Annotated in this window: 13 protein-coding genes; 10 read left to right on the top strand and 3 right to left on the bottom strand. The window is 48.3% G+C overall.

The features are described from left to right. Window positions 1-101: 101 nt before the first annotated feature. The 4 genes from MKY85_RS23930 (at window position 102) to MKY85_RS23915 (ending at window position 3,414) form a co-directional block, all read left to right on the top strand. Entirely contained in the window at window positions 102-965 is an 864-nt protein-coding gene (locus tag MKY85_RS23930) for a MurR/RpiR family transcriptional regulator (protein ID WP_017692537.1), read from the top strand. A 4-nt stretch (window positions 966-969) separates the two neighbouring features. Beyond that, window positions 970-1,698 carry a glucosamine-6-phosphate deaminase gene (gene nagB / locus MKY85_RS23925; protein ID WP_221820902.1) on the top strand — a complete coding sequence of 243 codons (729 nt, stop codon included), beginning with the start codon at window positions 970-972 and terminating at the stop codon, window positions 1,696-1,698. Continuing rightward, on the top strand, window positions 1,695-2,909 hold the full coding sequence (nagA, locus tag MKY85_RS23920) for an N-acetylglucosamine-6-phosphate deacetylase (protein WP_342570928.1): 1,215 nt from the start codon (window positions 1,695-1,697) through the stop codon (window positions 2,907-2,909). The genes nagB and nagA overlap by 4 nt, the downstream gene beginning before the upstream one ends. Before the next feature lie 133 nt (window positions 2,910-3,042). Then, window positions 3,043-3,414: a hypothetical protein gene (locus MKY85_RS23915; protein ID WP_339237218.1), complete on the top strand. Its 372-nt coding sequence runs from the start codon at window positions 3,043-3,045 to the stop codon at window positions 3,412-3,414. A gap of 610 nt (window positions 3,415-4,024) precedes the next feature. Here MKY85_RS23915 and MKY85_RS23910 read toward each other — a convergent pair. Further along, window positions 4,025-5,611 carry an oleate hydratase gene (locus MKY85_RS23910; RefSeq protein ID WP_342570927.1) on the bottom strand — a complete coding sequence of 529 codons (1,587 nt, stop codon included), beginning with the start codon at window positions 5,609-5,611 and terminating at the stop codon, window positions 4,025-4,027. 153 nt (window positions 5,612-5,764) lie between these two features. Next, on the bottom strand, window positions 5,765-6,340 hold the full coding sequence (locus MKY85_RS23905; protein WP_342570926.1) for a TetR-like C-terminal domain-containing protein: 576 nt from the start codon (window positions 6,338-6,340) through the stop codon (window positions 5,765-5,767). 148 nt (window positions 6,341-6,488) lie between these two features. On the opposite strand from MKY85_RS23905, the gene MKY85_RS23900 reads away from it, so the two are divergent. Beyond that, window positions 6,489-6,932 carry a hypothetical protein gene (locus MKY85_RS23900; protein WP_342570925.1) on the top strand — a complete coding sequence of 148 codons (444 nt, stop codon included), beginning with the start codon at window positions 6,489-6,491 and terminating at the stop codon, window positions 6,930-6,932. Window positions 6,933-6,952: 20 nt separating this feature from the next. Here the strand turns inward: MKY85_RS23900 and MKY85_RS23895 are convergent, their stop codons facing one another. Next, window positions 6,953-8,308 (bottom strand): dipeptidase, encoded by a 1,356-nt coding sequence (locus tag MKY85_RS23895; RefSeq protein WP_339237208.1) that lies wholly within the window; start codon window positions 8,306-8,308, stop codon window positions 6,953-6,955. A gap of 215 nt (window positions 8,309-8,523) precedes the next feature. On the opposite strand from MKY85_RS23895, the gene MKY85_RS23890 reads away from it, so the two are divergent. From MKY85_RS23890 to MKY85_RS23870, 5 genes are all read left to right on the top strand, one after another. Then, the gene (locus tag MKY85_RS23890; RefSeq protein WP_342570924.1) at window positions 8,524-10,929 is read left to right on the top strand and encodes an AraC family transcriptional regulator; all 2,406 of its coding nucleotides are present in this window, start codon (window positions 8,524-8,526) and stop codon (window positions 10,927-10,929) included. 332 nt (window positions 10,930-11,261) lie between these two features. Then, on the top strand, window positions 11,262-12,191 hold the full coding sequence (locus MKY85_RS23885) for a sugar ABC transporter permease (protein ID WP_339261506.1): 930 nt from the start codon (window positions 11,262-11,264) through the stop codon (window positions 12,189-12,191). Between the two features lie 12 nt (window positions 12,192-12,203). Next, window positions 12,204-13,091: a carbohydrate ABC transporter permease gene (locus tag MKY85_RS23880; RefSeq protein ID WP_253440410.1), complete on the top strand. Its 888-nt coding sequence runs from the start codon at window positions 12,204-12,206 to the stop codon at window positions 13,089-13,091. 18 nt (window positions 13,092-13,109) lie between these two features. Next, window positions 13,110-14,615, top strand: a complete 1,506-nt coding sequence (locus MKY85_RS23875) for an extracellular solute-binding protein (RefSeq protein ID WP_342570923.1) — start codon at window positions 13,110-13,112, stop codon at window positions 14,613-14,615. A gap of 44 nt (window positions 14,616-14,659) precedes the next feature. Continuing rightward, complete coding sequence (locus tag MKY85_RS23870; protein WP_342570922.1) at window positions 14,660-18,013, top strand: glycosyl hydrolase; 3,354 nt, start codon at window positions 14,660-14,662, stop codon at window positions 18,011-18,013. Window positions 18,014-18,019: the final 6 nt, after the last annotated feature.

Here is an 18,019-nt window from a genome sequence, read left to right as displayed (position 1 = left end):
CTTGATTTGCAGGATCGTCTTGATTAGAATGAAGTTATAAAAATAATTTTCTTATTAAATTAAAAATATATAAAAATAATTTTCATACAAGTGAGGTCCTTATGGCAGCCATATTACGTGCGTTGCAGCAAGAACTGAATAACCTTCCGTCTCAGGAGCGACGTATTGCCGAAGTCATTATGCAATCTCCGTCGGACATTCCCGGCTGGACGATTAGTCATCTGGCAGAGCAGAGTGGTACAAGTGCGGCGACGGTGACCCGCTTTTGCAAGTCGTTTCATTTCAAAGGTTTTCCCGATTTCAAAATGAAGCTCGCCGCAGAATTGTCCCACGCTTCTGATGAAACAGCGTATCAGGACATTGTAGCGGGCAATTCACTATCCAAAATTGTTGAAGCGATCGAAGCCAATCACCTCGCGTCTATTGCTGATACTACCCGTTTGCTGGATCTGGGCAGATTGGAGCAGGCGGTGCAATTATTGTGCCAGGCTCGCCGTATTGATCTGTACGGTGTGGCGACCTCGTCGATTGTGACACAGGATTTCTATCAGAAGTTGGTGAGGATTGGCAAAAGTTGTACTGCTTTCTCAGACTCACATATGCAGATCACATCCGCATCTTCGCTCGCTGAGGGGGATGTCGCAATGGCCGTATCCTATTCAGGCGAAACACCCGAAACCATTGATGCCCTGCATTGTGCCAAACAAGCCGGAGCTTCTACGATTTCACTGACTTCCTATGGAAGTAATACACTCGCAACGGTATCTGATATCCCACTGTTCACCTCTTCTCTGGAAGAGGGCATGAGGCGTGGAGATATGGCTTCACGTATTGCACTGCTGCATGTGGTCGATATTTTGTTCACAGGCATGGTAAGTGCCGACTTCGACCGTTTTATCCCGAGACTGGAACAATCCTATCACAACGTGCAGTCCTATCGCGTACAACACAACGGAGGTGCTTAAACAGATGAATATACGTATTTTTGAAAATGAAGAAGATTTGAATGCCACAGGTGCAGGAGTCATCGCAAGTTTATTGCAGACCAAACCACGTGCAGTCCTCGGACTTGCAACGGGAAGTTCGCCTGTAGGCATATATAAACAGCTTATCACGTTGTACCAGAAGGGACTGGTCAGCTTCTCGCAGGCTTCTTCATTCAATCTGGATGAGTATGTAGGACTTCCAACAGAGCATCGCGAAAGTTACCGCAGTTTCATGAACGAACAATTATTTCATCATATCGATATGGATCTTGCGAGAACGCATGTACCTGATGGTCAGGCTGCCGATCTGGAACAGGAATGTAAGTCTTATGAACAGCGCTTGGATGATCGTGGACCCGTGGATCTGCAACTGCTGGGCATTGGACATAATGGTCACATTGGCTTCAATGAACCGGGAACTGAACTTACAGGACGAACACATGTTGTGGATCTGAAAGAAGAGACACGTAAGGCAAATGCACGTTTCTTCGACAGCATCGATGAGGTTCCGGCTCAGGCGATTACGATGGGTGTTGGTACCATTTTGAAAGCCAAACAGATTCTGCTCATTGCCCGTGGGGAGGAAAAAGCCGAGATTATTCGCGAAGCGTTCATGGGCCCAATTACAACGGCCTGTCCTGCATCGCTATTGCAATGTCATCCAAATGTGGTGGTATTGCTGGACCGTGCAGCAGGGAGGCTGGTGAGATGACCGGAGCGAATAATCATGAACCTGGGAGCCAGCGTGAACAAAATATTTCTCTTCTTCGGGGCAAGCTGCTCCTTTCCAATGAGATATTGGAAGACGGTGTATTAGCCTGGAGGGATGGAAAAATCCTTTATGCTGGGGTACCGGAAGGTCTGCCTGAACAGATTCGGAGAGAAGCTTTGCAGCTGTCTGTACCGGACCATGGCCTCATTGTGCCTGGATTCATTGATATCCATGTGCATGGTGGGAACGGAGAAGACTTTATGGATGCAAGCCCGGAGGTGTTGGACAAGATCACTTCTTTTCATAGTACGCAGGGAACAACAGCGATGCTTGCGACTTCCATGACCGCTCCGAAAGAGCGACTGGACAGCGTACTTGCTGAAGTAGCTCGTTATCGTTCCGGTGAGATGCCGTATGCACAGCTTGAGGGTGTGCACCTGGAAGGTCCGTTTTTCAGTCCGAAATGGCCTGGTGCGCAAAATCCGGAACATATCATTCTACCTGATGTATCCTGGCTTGAAACATGGGAGAAGCAATATCCCGGCCTAATCCGTCAAGTTACGTTGGCACCGGAACGTGAAGGCGCACTGGAAGTCATCTCGTGGCTGCGTGAACAGCGGGTTACAGCGGCACTCGGCCACACCGATGCGACCTATGAAGAGGTGGAGCGAGCAGTTGAAGCCGGACTTCATCATGCAGTGCATACGTTTAATGCGATGACACCGCTGCATCACCGGCTACCGGGAGCTGCCGGAGCGGTGCTAAATGATCCGCGTATCAGTGCTGAGGTGATTGCCGATGGTATTCACGTGCACCCTGCGGCGATTTCCATCCTCGCTCAATTGAAGCAACATAATGATCAACTCGTGTTGATCACAGATGCCATGTCTGCTGCGGGATTGGATGACGGGGAATACAAGATCGGCGACCTGCCCGTCATCGTGAAGCACGGTGAGGCCAGACTGAAGGACGGCGGCGCACTGGCCGGAAGCACACTGACGATGATTCGCGGTTTCCGTTACCTGGTACAGGAAGTGGGCCTGAGTCTGAACGCTGCATCACGTGCAGCAAGTCTGACCCCGGCACGCCTGCTGGGCATTGATTACCGGACAGGTTCCCTGGCTCAGGGAAAACAGGCAGATATCGTTTTGCTGAACGCTGAGCTGGATATTGAGGGTGTGTGGGTGAAGGGCAGACGGGTCGGCGAGTAAGTTGTAGCTGGGATATGTTTGCGGAGAGGCAAGAGAGGCAAGAGAGGCAAGAGAGGCAACAGCTTGCGTAATATGTTAAAATAGATCTCAAAAAGACGGGATCTGCGGATCACGCATAACGGAGGCGTGAAACATGGAACGTAACGCTATGCTCGAACATGATCCGTTCATCACAGTGTTGGCGGAGAAGTTGCACATACACGGATACTATGCCTTTTATGGCGAGCATTACAATGAAACCGATATGGAGCAGTACCGCAAGCATCTGTTCACATCATTCAGCAACATCGTATGGGTAGAGCTGGATGCACGCAAAAAGTATATGATTGTCGATCATCGTGGACGCAACACGGTCATGAAACTGATCGAAGGTATGCTGAACACCCGTAGAACATTACGAGCGAATCAGGCCATGTCGGGGACTGATACTTCTGGCGTCCAACAGGAGATCGCACATTTCTCCAAACTTGTGCACATGCTGAAGTTTACGACTTTCCGCACATAAGCGCGATGGGTAACAATGAAAAAATGAAAAGTAACACCAAGAATAATAAGAACAACCACATGAGCATACATGAGCAACACGCACATGAGTATGCATGAGAACATGGAAGCATGATTAGTCAGGTTTCAATAAAGAACGGACTAGGATCTCGACAATAAGACATGGCAACGAGTGCATCTCATACGTAATAACCTCTGAAGGAACGCTCAGTTCTAACGAACCTGCGAAGTCTTATTTCCAAGATTTTGCTGTCATACAAATCGTAACGAATCTCAGACACGCTATGTAATGAAAATGAGCGATATTACGTTACAAAACTATGCTTAGACTCAAAATAAGGCGCATACGATTCGTTAGATTCTCAAACCTGCGAAATTTCGAGCAATAAGGCTTGTAAGGTTCTTTAGACGACAGTTGGCAATCTTGATGGAGATTATGTGTGTGGCTTCATACTCAACGAAATAGAGATTTCTGTCATCACTGACGGAAATCTCTATTTGCCTTATAAAAAACCTTTCAATCCGGCATCAGACGTTACACCAACATTAACTTATTGACTGGTTCGACGAAAATCAAGCTTCTGTTATTTCGCAATCCTCATGCTAAACAGTTATCTAAACGATGTCACAAAACTGCTGAACAGCGTCCGAACATCATACTGGTACTGGTTAATCGGCTCAATTGGTCGGTTCTCTCCGAGAAGAGTGTAGACGGCAATCCGTGCTGCCCGGACCGAATATTCTTCCGTGAATACCACGTCATCGGGAATCTCGCAGAATTGGCTAATAAAGGCCAGGTTGGTGGAGCCCTCAGGCACAACTTTTGGTCTATCGCTGTTCAGTCTAGGCATAAATTGGGCAGTGATGTAAGGCATCATGCATGGAATGCAGTTGGCGGTAGCCATGATCGCCTCTTGATGTTCCTGAAAATGAAGATGGCCGATCAACTCCTGCATAATTTCTTCCCCGGTACAATCACTCATTCTTTTCTTCACGTAGTCGCCAACATTATCCGGGTATAATCCGTATCCCCAGAACACCTTGACATGCTCCGGCTGACCACGGAAATGTGGTTGGAAGGCCAGAACGACAGACATGAACCAACTGGAATCCTTGAAAGTAACCAGAGCGCCGGTACCTGCCCGGTTGCGTGTGAATTTCTCCATCAGATCAAAGAAGACCGAATCCTGGAAGGTGACCGTAAACGACTCCCATTTGGACTCATGCACATGATCATTAAATGAAGAGGGATTACCCAGCATCGGTTTCTTGGCGGCAATGTTCTCCCACAGCTTCCATGAGCTGCCCTTGCCGTTCAGTTTCGGTGCAGAAGTCATGGAGCCAAGGTCGGCCCCTTCGGTCATCGAGCCATTGGTGACAATGACCAGATCGCCTTCGTGGATGTCAATGACCTCCTCTTTACCTCCCTTGAGCACATGCATCCGACTTACCGTAATGCCGTCGCCCTCTTTGAAGTCCAGATCGGTGACGGTACATTTCAGCGTGAAATCTACGCCAAACGGTTCCAGATAGTTATACAGTGGCAGGATAATTGAGTCATATTGGTTGAACGGTGTGCGGGTGACACCTTCCAGCGTCTGAATTCTTGGGAATTCGTGAAAAAAGCGAAGCATGTATCTTTTGAATTCCACGGCGCTGTGCCAAGGTTGGAAGGCAAAGGTGGTCGCCCACATATACCAGAAGTTCGTTTTGAAAAAGTGAGGGCCAAACCAGTCGTTGATTCGCAGTTTACCCAGCGTGTCTTCAGGAGTAATAATCAGCTTGCCCATCGCCAGACGATCGGCCATATCAAAACCCATGGAGAGCACATCCTCGACTTTGCCGTCACGGTTGATGAGCCGCGCATTAGAATGTGTGGGATTGGCATCGTCAAATTCGGTAATTTCCTGTCGGACAGATATGCTCGGACGGTCGATGGAAGGGATGGACGCCAACAACTCCCATAGATTTTCATAAGCCTCGTCATTGAGCATTCGACCGCCGCGGATAATATATCCTTGATCGGGATTACCAGCCCCATCATTGCTACCACCGAGAATCGGCATTTCTTCGATAATGTGAATGTGTTCTCCAGGAAAGTCACAATCTCTAACCAGATAAGCTGCACCCGCCAATGATGCAATACCGCCGCCTACAAAATAGACCTGTTTATTACCGTGTTCTTTCTTCACGATCATTCGCCTCCAAAAGGTACTGTAGTCACATCCCTAATGTAAACCTTGCAGGTCCCGTAAGGTATGATCAAAAGAACGAGAGTGTCCAATTTTTGGTCACTTTTGGAAAAATGTCTAAAACCTAGAGTTAGATTGTATGCAAAAAATCCGCGCATCCTAATCGGATGGCAGCTTATTCTCATACCTATGCAATGCCTTCAGGACATTGCCTTCGATCAGCTCACTGAGCTTTTCAATAATCTGTTTTGGCGGTTCTTGCATATTACCCCTCATCCACTGAATGATTAGCCCGGTGAAGGCCAGGGTATAGAAGTTGGCGATAAACTCTTTGTCTTCACTGCGGACCTTTATCCCACAGGCTAGCTCATCAATCACACCCATAATCAGATCATGCGTTACTTCATAGAGGTATGTATCCAGGTGGGTGCGACCGAGCGAGTCGAGTGTGTTGCAGCAGAATGATTTATTGTTCTCGATGTAACAAAAGATTTTATAGAATCCGTCCGTCCATGTGCTGTAGCTTCGGTATTCCGTAAGGCTCTCCACCGCTTCAGTCTGATAGATCCATCCAAGCAACGCGTAAATATCCTGAAAATGATAATAAAAGGTTTGCCGATTCAATCCGCAATGATCCACCAGATGTTTGACCGTAATCTTGTTCAGCGGAGTATGCTCCATCAGTGATTTGAGCGAGTGAGCCAGCGCATGTTTGGTTAGGTGAGAAGCAGACACAATAATCACCTCATCATTTTGAATTAGCTTGCGAGAGAAAATCAATCTAAAAGAACTGATAAGCCGACGCGCAGGTTATCTCCAATACACTGAACCATTAAAACCGAGACCCCGTCTATAAAATCAATCATAGGAAGCACTAAAACGAATGATGGAGAGGAAAATAAAAAAATCCCGAAGAACATCGTTTTTGTCTCTATCACACAAACCTTTACTAATGCCCGCCATCATGAAAGGTAGCCTTTGGAAAACTGGAACAACACTCAAGAAAGAAAAAAAATACAACATTACAAAGGAAACAAATAAACAAAGAATTAAAACAAAATCAAATAAAAAAAGAACGACCCGAAGGCCGTTCTTTTACTATCCCTATTACACTAACCCATATAAAAAGTTAGGATCAATCCTAAAATCAGTCTGCGAGAGGCTGCAACGTAGTGAAGGGGACGAAATCGATTCTGAAGAAGCGGAGCGTTCGCCTTTATCGTCGGATTTTACCCTTCGAGAAGGGAAATCCAAAAAATCCGACGATAACAGCGATCGAAAGAACGATTCGGCACCGGAACGTCACGTCCGCACGCTCTCAGCATGAACTGGTTTTAAACGTGATGATTACAAACTCTTCAAGAACTGAACAATCGTCAACAACCCTTTATCAAAGTTCTCCAGGTTGAAGTGCTCGTTCGGTGCATGCAGATTCTCATCCGGCAAACCAAAGCCCATCATGACTGCAGGGATTTCGAGTACACGTGAGAGCTTCTCAACAATCGGAATGGAGCCGCCATCTTTGGTAAAGAGGGCACGAACGCCATACACATGCTCATATGCATCTGCCGCTTTTTGCAGAATGGGATTGGCAGGATCGATATTGAAAGCAAAAGCTTTCTCGATCTGTTTCACATGCAGGGTTGCACCCGGTTGAACGTGAGCGCGCAGATGTGCTTCGATACGATCCAATACATGTTGTGGGTCTTGGTCCGCTACGAGGCGGCAGGTGATTTTGGCATGAGCTTCCTTCGGAATAACCGTTTTGCTGCCTTCACCCTGGAAACCACCCCATACCCCATTCAGCTCCAATGTTGGACGAGCGCCAACACGTTCCACGAACGAATAACCTTCTTCGCCGTACAATTGCTCCAGTCCGAGGTCTTGACGAAGCTGTTCTTCATTGAAGCCCTGTTTCACAAATTCTTCTCTCATCTCAGGAGACAGTGGCAGAACGCCATCGTAAAATCCATCTACACTCACACGGCCTTGCTCATCATGCAACGATGCGAGCAGAGACACGAGTGCATGCAGTGCGTTGGGTACACCACCACCAAATGAACCGGAGTGCAAGTCGGTATTGGCTGTGTTCAGATCTACGTGAAGCGAACATAGACCACGCAGGCCAGTGGAGATCGCCGGTTTCCCTTTTTCAAGCAGGGACGTATCCGAGATCAGTATCATGTCTGCACGCAGCTTGTCCGTATTGTCATTCAGATAGATGGGCAGGTTCGGACTGGAGATTTCCTCTTCACCTTCGATACAGAACTTGATGTTAACCGGAAGTTCTTTGTTTTCGGCGAGAATGGCTTCTACTGCCTTGATATGTAGGAAGATCTGTCCTTTGTCATCTGTTGCACCACGAGCGAACAGCTTGCCATCACGAATGGTAGGTTCGAAAGGAGGCGTGTCCCACAGATTAAGTGGATCTACAGGTTGTACATCATAATGACCATAGATCAGAGCTGTCGGTTTGCCGGGTGCATGCAGGTGATCTGCATAGACAATCGGATGTCCAGCCGTTGGAATGACCTCAACGTTTTCCATACCTGCACGTGTAAGTGCATCTGCTGCCCATTGTGCTGCACGATTAACATCCTCTTTATGCTCAGAAATGGCGGAGATACTTGGAATGGATAACCATTCATTCAGTTCTGCCAGGTGTTTTTCTCTATTTTGTTCAAAGTAAGTCTGTTCTTTCATTAAAAAGGCCTCCTTGATGTTTGCTTTATCTCATTGTAATCCATTTTGTCATGTTAATAAAACATTGGTTAAAAAAATGATCGGTTACAGATCATTTCATTCACCTGATGATTATGCGTATAATACAAGAAAAGGATTTCATCCATATATTCTCAAGGGAGTTGAGGAAGTTTCCATGACAGTCAGACCCGATGCAAGCAGGCAGGTGAGTAGCGATGGAACCGACGAGGAATGATCGAATATTGGGCAGATTCAAGCGGTTATCCGATTTCAAAGCAGGAAGACATAAAGGACGATTTTATCGAAACAGCCTTATGCTTATTTTACTCATTGCCAGTATTCCCGGGTTAATCACAGGTATCGTGATGTATCAACAGGTGGTTGGCCGGATGGAAACCGAATTCAATCGGATGCATCAGAACCAGATCGAGAATCGGGCACGCAATGTGGATGATCAACTGGCCTATCTGGAGATGAACTTATCTCATTGGGCTTTTGAACCGAGGTTTGGCAATGCGTTACGAACGCTGGATTTTGTGTATTATTTTAATGAAACGCAGGAGATCGTCACTACATTATATGTACTACAAGGTTCCCACCCGTTGATCAAGTCAGCACAGCTATATTTGCAGGAACCGAAGCCGATCTTGTTTAATCGGGATTATAACGAGTTGAATGATGATGCCAAAGTACAAGCGTATGATCGTTATCTCTCCATGGGCAACCACGTGTACTGGACAGACTGGGTTTCGGTCATCAACCGAGATACCGCCCCTTCGACCAACAATAGTCTACTGCATACGGATGCAGGCAATGCACTCGTTCTCGTACATAAGATCCCAGGGGAGAGCATGAATCCATTTGGTGCACTGATTATTACGCTGGATAACGAGAAAGTCGCCAGTTTATTGAAAACGCTTACGCCTTATGATGAAGGTTTAACGTTCCTTATGGATCAGGAAGGCAACACACTGGTTACAGGGAATCCGGGAACGGCGGGGGAGACTTCTGCTTTTGAACAGCAGCTAAAAAAAGAAGTGGCCCTGCATGCCGATAGCCGCTCATTCCTGTTCCGATATGAGGATCAGACCTATTCTGTCTCGTATGGCTCGTTGAGTCGGATTGATTCGGACTGGACGTACGTCTCCGCAGCACCTTTGACCTCAGTCACTTCGCCCGTCAAGCTGGTATCCAAGATCATCGTCATTGCGAGTGCAGGCAGTCTCATCCTGGGATTGTTGTTATCCTGGTTTGCTTCCCGCCGCATCTATTCGCCTGTAGCACGGATGCTGCACCTGCTTACGCCTGGCAGAAACGAAACTACACCAACGGATGAGAAGCTGGACGAGTTTGAGCTGCTGGAGCAACAATGGAACGAACTGACCTCCCGCAGTGTAACGGCACATCGCCAGTTGCAGGAGCAGCTTCCCCATCTGCGCGACAGCTTTGTCTTACAACTTGTACAGGGGCATCTATATGCCTATAACGAGCAGGATCTCCAGCAGCGGATGCGTAATCTTGGCTTTGAAGTGGAGGGCCAGCAGTTTTTGCTGGTGCAGATGTATTTTACGGGATATGAGCAGCTGCAAGGCAGATTTGGAAGCCAGGACACGGGTTTGGTCACTTTTGCAGCAGTGAATATTACACAGGAAGTGGCAAAAAATGTTTTCAAGCAGATCAGTGTCATGAACTTTCATGACCTGTCTTCCGCCATGCTTGTGATCGCTCCTCAGGACGAACCTGTGAAGTCACAAGCGATGTTATGGGGACAGGAGCTCGTGGAGGTCATTGGACGAACACTCAGAATGAAGGTGACCTTGATGATCAGTCGCCCGGCGGCTTCACTACAGGAACTGCCTGGACGATTCGTTGAGATGGAACAGGCTGTGGCTTATCGCAGTGTGGACGAAGGAAGTCAGATTCTCGATCTGGAGGATGAGGAGTGTTTCCGCAGAAACGAAGCAGCTTCCTATCCGCTTGGGCTGGAACGCGAGTTGCTGCAGGCGATCAGGCTGGGCAAGCAGGACGAAGCTGAACGTGTGCTGGAACAATTCATGAGTGAGATTACGCGGACGGGTAGTACCGAATTTCAGGTGCAGCAGATGATGCTGCAATTACTCGGCAGTATTCAGCACATGATGCTGCAAACGGGAGTGACACCTTATAAGCTGTTTGGTGGTTGCAACATGTATGAACGGCTATCCGGTATTCGTGAACCTTTTCAGATGAGACAATGGATGATGAATGAGGTATTCACACCGTATATCCAAGAGATTGAAGCACGATCCCAGGAACCGCTGAAACAGGTGGTGGAACGTACAATGTTGTATATCGATACGCATTACCGCAGCGATATTTCGCTGGAAAACTGCGCTGATGCGGAGCAGATGACACCCTATGCACTGAGCAAGGCTTTCAAACAGGTATCTGGCATCAATTTTATTGATTATCTGACACGTGTGAGAATGGAGGCCGCGAAGCAATTGCTACGGGAGACAACGATGAAAATCAATGATGTTGCCGTGGCTGTGGGCTATCAGCATAGTTATTTTAATCGGATCTTCAAGAAACAGGAGGGCATTACCCCGAGTCAGTATCGAGAACAATGGTTTGGACAATAACCGTTCATCCGTCTGTCATTTCTGACCGGCATCCAGCTTTAACGGATGTCGTTTTTTTCTTTTTTTACCGTCATACAAAGAAGGATAAACCTGCAAAAATGTGCAATTCTATCTGCTACGATATGTCCAATATCAAGGAAGAATGGCGTTATAGCGGGTTTCCCGACCATCATGTCGTAGACATGCAAAAAATGAAGGTTGCCGGAAAAAGAAGGGCTGTATAGTCTGAGTATCAGGATTATTGATAACGCTTACATAACTAGGGAAGGGGAGACATGATGAAGGGGAAGACAGATTGGAACACCAACGCCACTGCAACTGCTCAAGCGGATATGGCCACAAGGCCCATGAGACGAGAGTCGAACTGGAAAAGGCAGATCCAACGAAACAAATGGTTATATGTACTTGTGCTTCCCGGCTTTTTGTACTTTGTCATCTTTAAATACTTGCCCATGTGGGGGATCGTCATTGCCTTTCAGGACTACCAGCCTTTCTTGGGCATCCGGGAGAGTAACTGGGTGGGGCTGGAGAACTTTACGAACTTTTTCTCCAACCCGGACTTCTTCCGACTATTACGCAATACGCTGGTCCTTGCGCTGTATGATCTGATCTTCTTTTTCCCGGCACCCATCATTATCGCTTTGTTATTAAATGAAATTCGGGTTGCATTCTTCAAAAGAACCATTCAAACGCTGGTCTATGTACCCCACTTTGTATCCATGGTGATTATCGCGAGTATCACGTACGTGTTTCTGACCCCGCAGGGCGGAGTGTTATATGATCTGATCGCCTGGATTACAGGCAAACCTATTGATGTGCTCTCCAGTCCGGGTTCGTTCCGGCCGCTCATTATTGTTCAGATGATGTGGAAGGAGATGGGCTGGGGCACAATTATCTTCCTGGCGGCCCTCGCAGGTGTGGATACGGAACAGTATGAAGCCTCCATTGTGGATGGCGCAGGACGATTGCGGCGAATGTGGCATATTACGCTTCCCGCGATTCGTACGACCATAGTCATCTTGCTCATTCTCAGACTGGGGAATTTTCTGGATACCGGATTTGAGCAGATCTATCTGATGACCAATTCCCTCAACCGGGATGTCGCAGACGTATTTGATACGTATGTGTACACGGTGGGGATTACGCAAGGGGCATTCAGTTACAGTACCGCTGTTGGACTATTCAAGTCTGTGGTGGGCATCATTCTGGTGCTTGGCAGTAATAAACTTGCGAAAAAATTCGGTCACCCCGGAATTTATTAAGGAGGAGCGCCCATGAACAGCCGTCTATACAACAGCCCTGCCGGCAAGGTATTTGATATCTTCAATTACGCCATGCTGGGGATTCTGGGCATATTAACTGTCCTTCCTTTCCTGTATATTATAGGGAATTCCTTCGCAACGGAAGCCGAGATCACCGAACGGAGTTTTTTCCTTATTCCGAAGGTGTTTTCTTTCAGTGCATATGAGTATATTTTCTCTTCTTCCACGATCTTTCGCAGCATTGGCGTTTCCATCTTCATCACAGTGGCAGGTACACTGGTGAATCTGTTCTTCACCCTGACGATGGCCTATCCCCTATCCAGAAGTGACTTCTGGGGCCGTAACGTCATGATGAACATGGTGATCTTCTCCATGTTATTCGGCGGTGGCATGATCCCAACGTATCTCGTCATTCGTGGACTGGGACTGCTCGATTCTTACTGGGCCCTTATGCTTCCTGGCGCGATCAGCGCTTTTAACTTAATAGTAGTCAAAAATTTTTTTCAGCAAATGCCGCCCGGGCTGGAGGAAGCGGCCCGCATCGACGGCTGTTCGGATCTCGGCGTGCTGTGGCGAATCGTACTGCCTTTATCGAAGCCGGTCATTGCCACGTTTGCCTTGTTTTACGCCGTGGGACATTGGAACAACTTTTTCTCGGCACTTCTGTACATTTCCGACAGTGACAAATGGCCGCTGCAGGTCATGCTGAGACAGATCGTATTGCTCTCGCAAGCCAGTGTCGGAGATATGGCAAACATGGACCCTAATTTTGTCCAGCCACCAGAGCAGTCGATCAAAATGGCGGTAATCGTTGTAGGTACGATTCCAATTTTGCTGGTGTATCCGTTTTTGCAGAAGCATTTTGCCAAAGGTGTCATGTTAGGTTCAATCAAAGGCTAAAGCCAAGGGGGAGAACGTATGGGACAAAAAACGGGATTCAAAAAAGGTGCACTGCTGCTCTCAGCGTCATTGGTACTTAGTACAATTCTGGGCGCATGCTCCACGGACAAAGCAGATTCAGGAACCGCTGCGGGTGGCACCGATCAGCTCACGATTATGCTGCCGAACTTTGAAGCGGAGAATCCGCCGGACAACAGCCCTGTGATTCAGAAGCTGGAGGAATTGACCAAGGTTGATGTCAATCTGCAATGGGTGCCCAGCAGTTCCTATGAGGACAAATTCAATATCACACTGGCTTCGGGCAAACTTCCGCAAATTATGGTCGTATTGGGGAAATCCCCAAGCTTTATCAATGCAGCCCGGACAGGGGCATTCTGGGAACTGGGTCCTTATCTGAAGGACTATCCAAATCTGAGCCAGATGAATGAAATCATCACCAACAATGCCTCTATCGATGGCAAAACGTATGGGATATATCGGGCTCGCCCTCTGGGACGTAATGGGGTGACTATCCGTAAGGACTGGCTGGAGAATCTGGGGCTGGAAGAGCCGAAGACGATTGATGAATTTTACAATGTATTGAAAGCGTTCACGAAGGATGACCCGGACGGTAACGGAAAGGATGATACGTACGGTCTGGTAGCCAGCAAATTCACGGGACCGTGGGATAACATGCAGGTATGGTTCGGTGCCCCCAACAAATGGGGAGAGGATGGCAACGGGGGTCTAATCCCTGCACATGAGACACCGGAATACATGGAAGCCCTGAAATTTTTCCGTCAGATCTACAGCGAGGGTCTGGTGAACAAGGACTTTGCCGTGATGGATGCAACGAAACTGCCTGATCCATTTGTGAATGGGCAAGCGGGTGTCATGGTGGATGTAGCAGATAATGCCCAGCGCATGGACCAGAAGATACTGGATAAAGATCCGAATGCGACAGGACGTGTCGATGTGCTGCAAGCCATGGAAGGTCCGAAGGGGCTGCGTGATATGCCAACGTCCGGATATTCCGGAATGATTGCCATCTCCAAAGGCAGTGTCAAAACGGAAGAGGAACTGAAGAAGGTACTGCGTTTCCTGGATCAACTCAATGAACCAGAATTGCAGGCGCTGCTTGGGAATGGACTGGAAGGCAAGCAGTATGAGAAAAAAGAAAACTACATCATTCCTTCCACTGACAAGCTTGCTCTCCGCGATCTGCAGGGCTTGAATCAGATATTGATGTTTGTACCGGAGGACAAAACCCTTCGTGTACAACAGACACCTGTCCGTGAAAAAGTTGCACAGGTACAGAAAGCCAACGAAGAGATTGTCATTGCCAATCCTGGCGAACCGCTGATCTCTGATGTTTATGCTCAGAAAGGGCCGCAGCTGGACAATATCATTAACGATGCACGGATCAAATATATTGTAGGACAGATTGATGAGAATGGATTCGAAGATGCTGTTACCCTGTGGAAGAACAACGGCGGAGATGATTATGTGAAAGAAGTCAATGAACTGTACGCTGCACTGAAGTAGTTGGAGACCAACGATACTCTTGAACAGGCAGGGAGGAAGGCGACATGTGGAACGGGGATGCATTTAGTAATCCCGAGGCGCAGTACCGGGTTCATCCCTTTTGGTTCTGGAACGGGGATATGGAAGAAGAACAGATGAAGCGGCAGGTGGCTGAGATGGCCGTGCAAGGCGTGGGTGGATTCTTTATCTGTCCACGTCAAGGACTGCAAATTCCCTATCTCTCCGAAGTGTGGTTTGATAAGGTGCGGATGGCAGTGGAAGCGGCGGCCACTCACGGCATGCAGGTATGGTTATATGACGAATATCCATATCCAAGCGGGATGGCTGGCGGGGAAGTGACTCTTGATTTTCCTGAAGCCAAGCAGCGTCAGCTCATCCATCATCAACTGATGGTTCAGGGCGGAGAAGCTGTGAATCTGGAGCTGCCATGGGGACGAGTATTGGTTGCCAAGGCGATTCCCAAGGATGCACAGGGTAAACGGTTATGGCATGAATCCATCGATCTGCGCAGCAAAATCGGCAATATTCAGACGGATCAGGTGTATCAGGAGACCGGACTTACTTCGTATAACCGGAAGAGGTTCTTCACCTACCGAACAGCGTTTCGATTGTTGTGGGATGTGCCCGAGGGTGATTGGGAGTTGATTGTATTTCAAGAGATGGAGATCGATGATTTCAAATATTACGGCAACTTTGTTGATCCTTGTCACAAGGAAGCGATGAGCCGATTTATTGAACTGACGCACGAGCGTTATAAGTCAGCGGTTGGAGATCAATTTGAGAGCGTAATCAAAGGCATGTTCTCGGATGAGATTGCACCGCTGGGCCGTATCCCCTGGTCCCAACAGCTTCCCCGTTATTTCAGTGAGCGTTGTGGTTATAGTCTGATCGATTCGCTACCGGCCCTGTTATATGCTGATGTTCCGGACGCGCACCGGATTCGGTATGACTACTATCAGTCCCTGCATCTGCTTCTCAGGGAGTCCTATCACAAACAGGTGCATGATTGGTGTGAGGAAGCAGGAATCCAGTACGCGGCTGAGGTACCTGGCGTACGGATGACCACCCAGTTGTTCAGCCATATGCCAGGTGGTGATTCGGCCCATGAGAAAATTGGACGATCCTTATCGTGGATTCTGGAACGATACGGCCAAAAGATGCGTGACAATCCCAAGATGGTCAGTTCGCTTGCCAGACAACTGGGGCGAAGTCGCAATCTGATTGAATGTTTTCACAGTGTAGGCTGGTCCATGACGCTACAGGATGCCAAGTGGATGATTGACCGAATGGCCGCCATGGGCACCAATTTCTATAACTTTCACGCCTTTTTCTATACGATCGGTGGGCTTGCGAAGCATGATGCACCGCCGTCTCAATTTTTGCAAAATCCCTACTGGAAGCATTTCCGGCAGTTGGGGGATTACACCGGACGGTTGAGCTATCTCATGAGCACCGGAGCAGCAGCCATTCGTATTGCTGTACTTGACCCAACGACGACATTCTGGAGTCTGATGGGTAATCCGCTGCATGGATTCGAGTATAGCGGCGAAGACGAAGCAGAACGGGTGCAATTGAATCGTCTGACGAAGGACTGGATGCGGATCACGACCCATCTGCTCGAGAACAGACGTGACTATGACCACCTTGATCCCGAATTGTTGGCTGAAGCTGACTTAACGGATGGCATCATTCAGATTGGCGTTGCCCGTTATGACGTATTGATTCTGCCACCGATGCTGAATCTGGAGGTCGCGGCCTGGGAACAGGTGAAGCGATTTGTTCAGCAGGGAGGAACCGCCATTTCTGTTGGGATGCCTCCGCATATTGCCATCCAGCCGGGAAGTCCGGAGGGAGATGAAGCTGCCCAGTTCTTTGGTGCGGGCGAGCAGCCGCAAGAGGTGTACTGGGGCCGTAGCGTGACAACAGATCACGATAACCGTGAAACCATGTGGCATCAAGGTGAGGGGAATGCGTATTTTCTACCCGCAGGAACAGGGCAGGGAGATGACTTTTCGCTGGAGCTAATCTCTCTGCTGCTCGATCAGGTATTGCCTGAACCCATCTGCTGGATCATGGAGGAGGAAAGTGCCTCTCTGCTGATGCACACCCGTCAATTGTCGGCTGGGGAGCATATGATTTTCTTGACTAATCAGGAGGGTCAGGAGCTGAAGGGGCAATTGAAGTTGGTTGCCCGACAGCTGTGGGATGGAGCGGAGCTGACAGATGGTGCTTGTCTGGTGGCGGAACGACTCGATCTGGAGACGGGGCAGCTTCAGGCATTGCCGTATACGAGCAGTGGCGGGGAATGGTGCATTTCACTAACGCTGGCGCCTTACGAAGCGCATGCTGTACGCCTTACTTTACAACCAGTGAAGGTAGAGACTGGACTAACGAAGGTGGATGTCACAGACCCAATAAATTCGACATTCCAAACGGATGTTTCAGCAGAAGTGAAGCAAGCCACTAAGATCAGTATTCCTGCGGAGGGACCATGGCGACTGGAAACGGTGCAGCCTAACATCCTGCGAATGGGACAATTCCATCTTCAGGCAACTAATGCTAACGGAATAATACTGGAAAGCCAGCATGTAGCTGTGAAACCGTTTATTGATCAGGCAGCAGAATTATCGGAGCAGCAGCATCTGCCAGTCCAGTTTAGTCAGGTATTTGGCACACCGAAAAAGGCATCCGTTGCTTACCCGATCGAGTGCCGTTATACGACCACATTTGAGCTAAGAACGGCGTTACCTGCATGCCTGTTATTCCTGGATAAAGCGGCGATTTCGGGCAGTTGGTCGATGGAGATTAATGGGCAACCACTTGAAAAAGAACAATTCGATCCAATCGAAATAACCGACCACAATAATATCGCTTGTGATATTACGGAATGGCTACACAGCGGTCTCAATGAAATGACGGTGATTGTGCAGGTGACGAAAGATGAGGATGGTATCGTTGATCCCTTATATCTGCAAGGGAGATTCGGGGTGGAGTTTCATCATGAAGGCATCGCTTCGCTCGTGCGGGAGTCAGACACAGCCCTTCGCATCGGACCTGAACCTCAGCCGCTGTATCCTCATTTTGCCGGGGAAATGAGTTATAAACGCACGTTCTGGCTGGATGAGCCAGGGGAAGATATTACTTCGTTTGAAATGGAATTTAGCGATTGGCGTGTGCAGGATGTGGTGGAAGTGCGGGTGAACGGACATAGTCTGGGTGTGAGATGCTGGTCTCCGTATCGCTGGAAGGGAGAGGCCTCCTGGTTGCGTCGGGGAGACAACGACATTGAAGTGCGGATTACGAATACATTGATCGGCCTGCTGGAAGGTACGTATTTTGATTCGGAACATCATCAATTACAGGATGCAGGTCATGTACCTGTTGAAGAATTAGGATAAAGGAGT

This window comes from Paenibacillus sp. FSL R5-0749 (genome assembly GCF_038595085.1).
GTDB lineage: Bacteria > Bacillota > Bacilli > Paenibacillales > Paenibacillaceae > Paenibacillus.
This window is presented reverse-complemented; position numbering and strand designations above follow the sequence as displayed.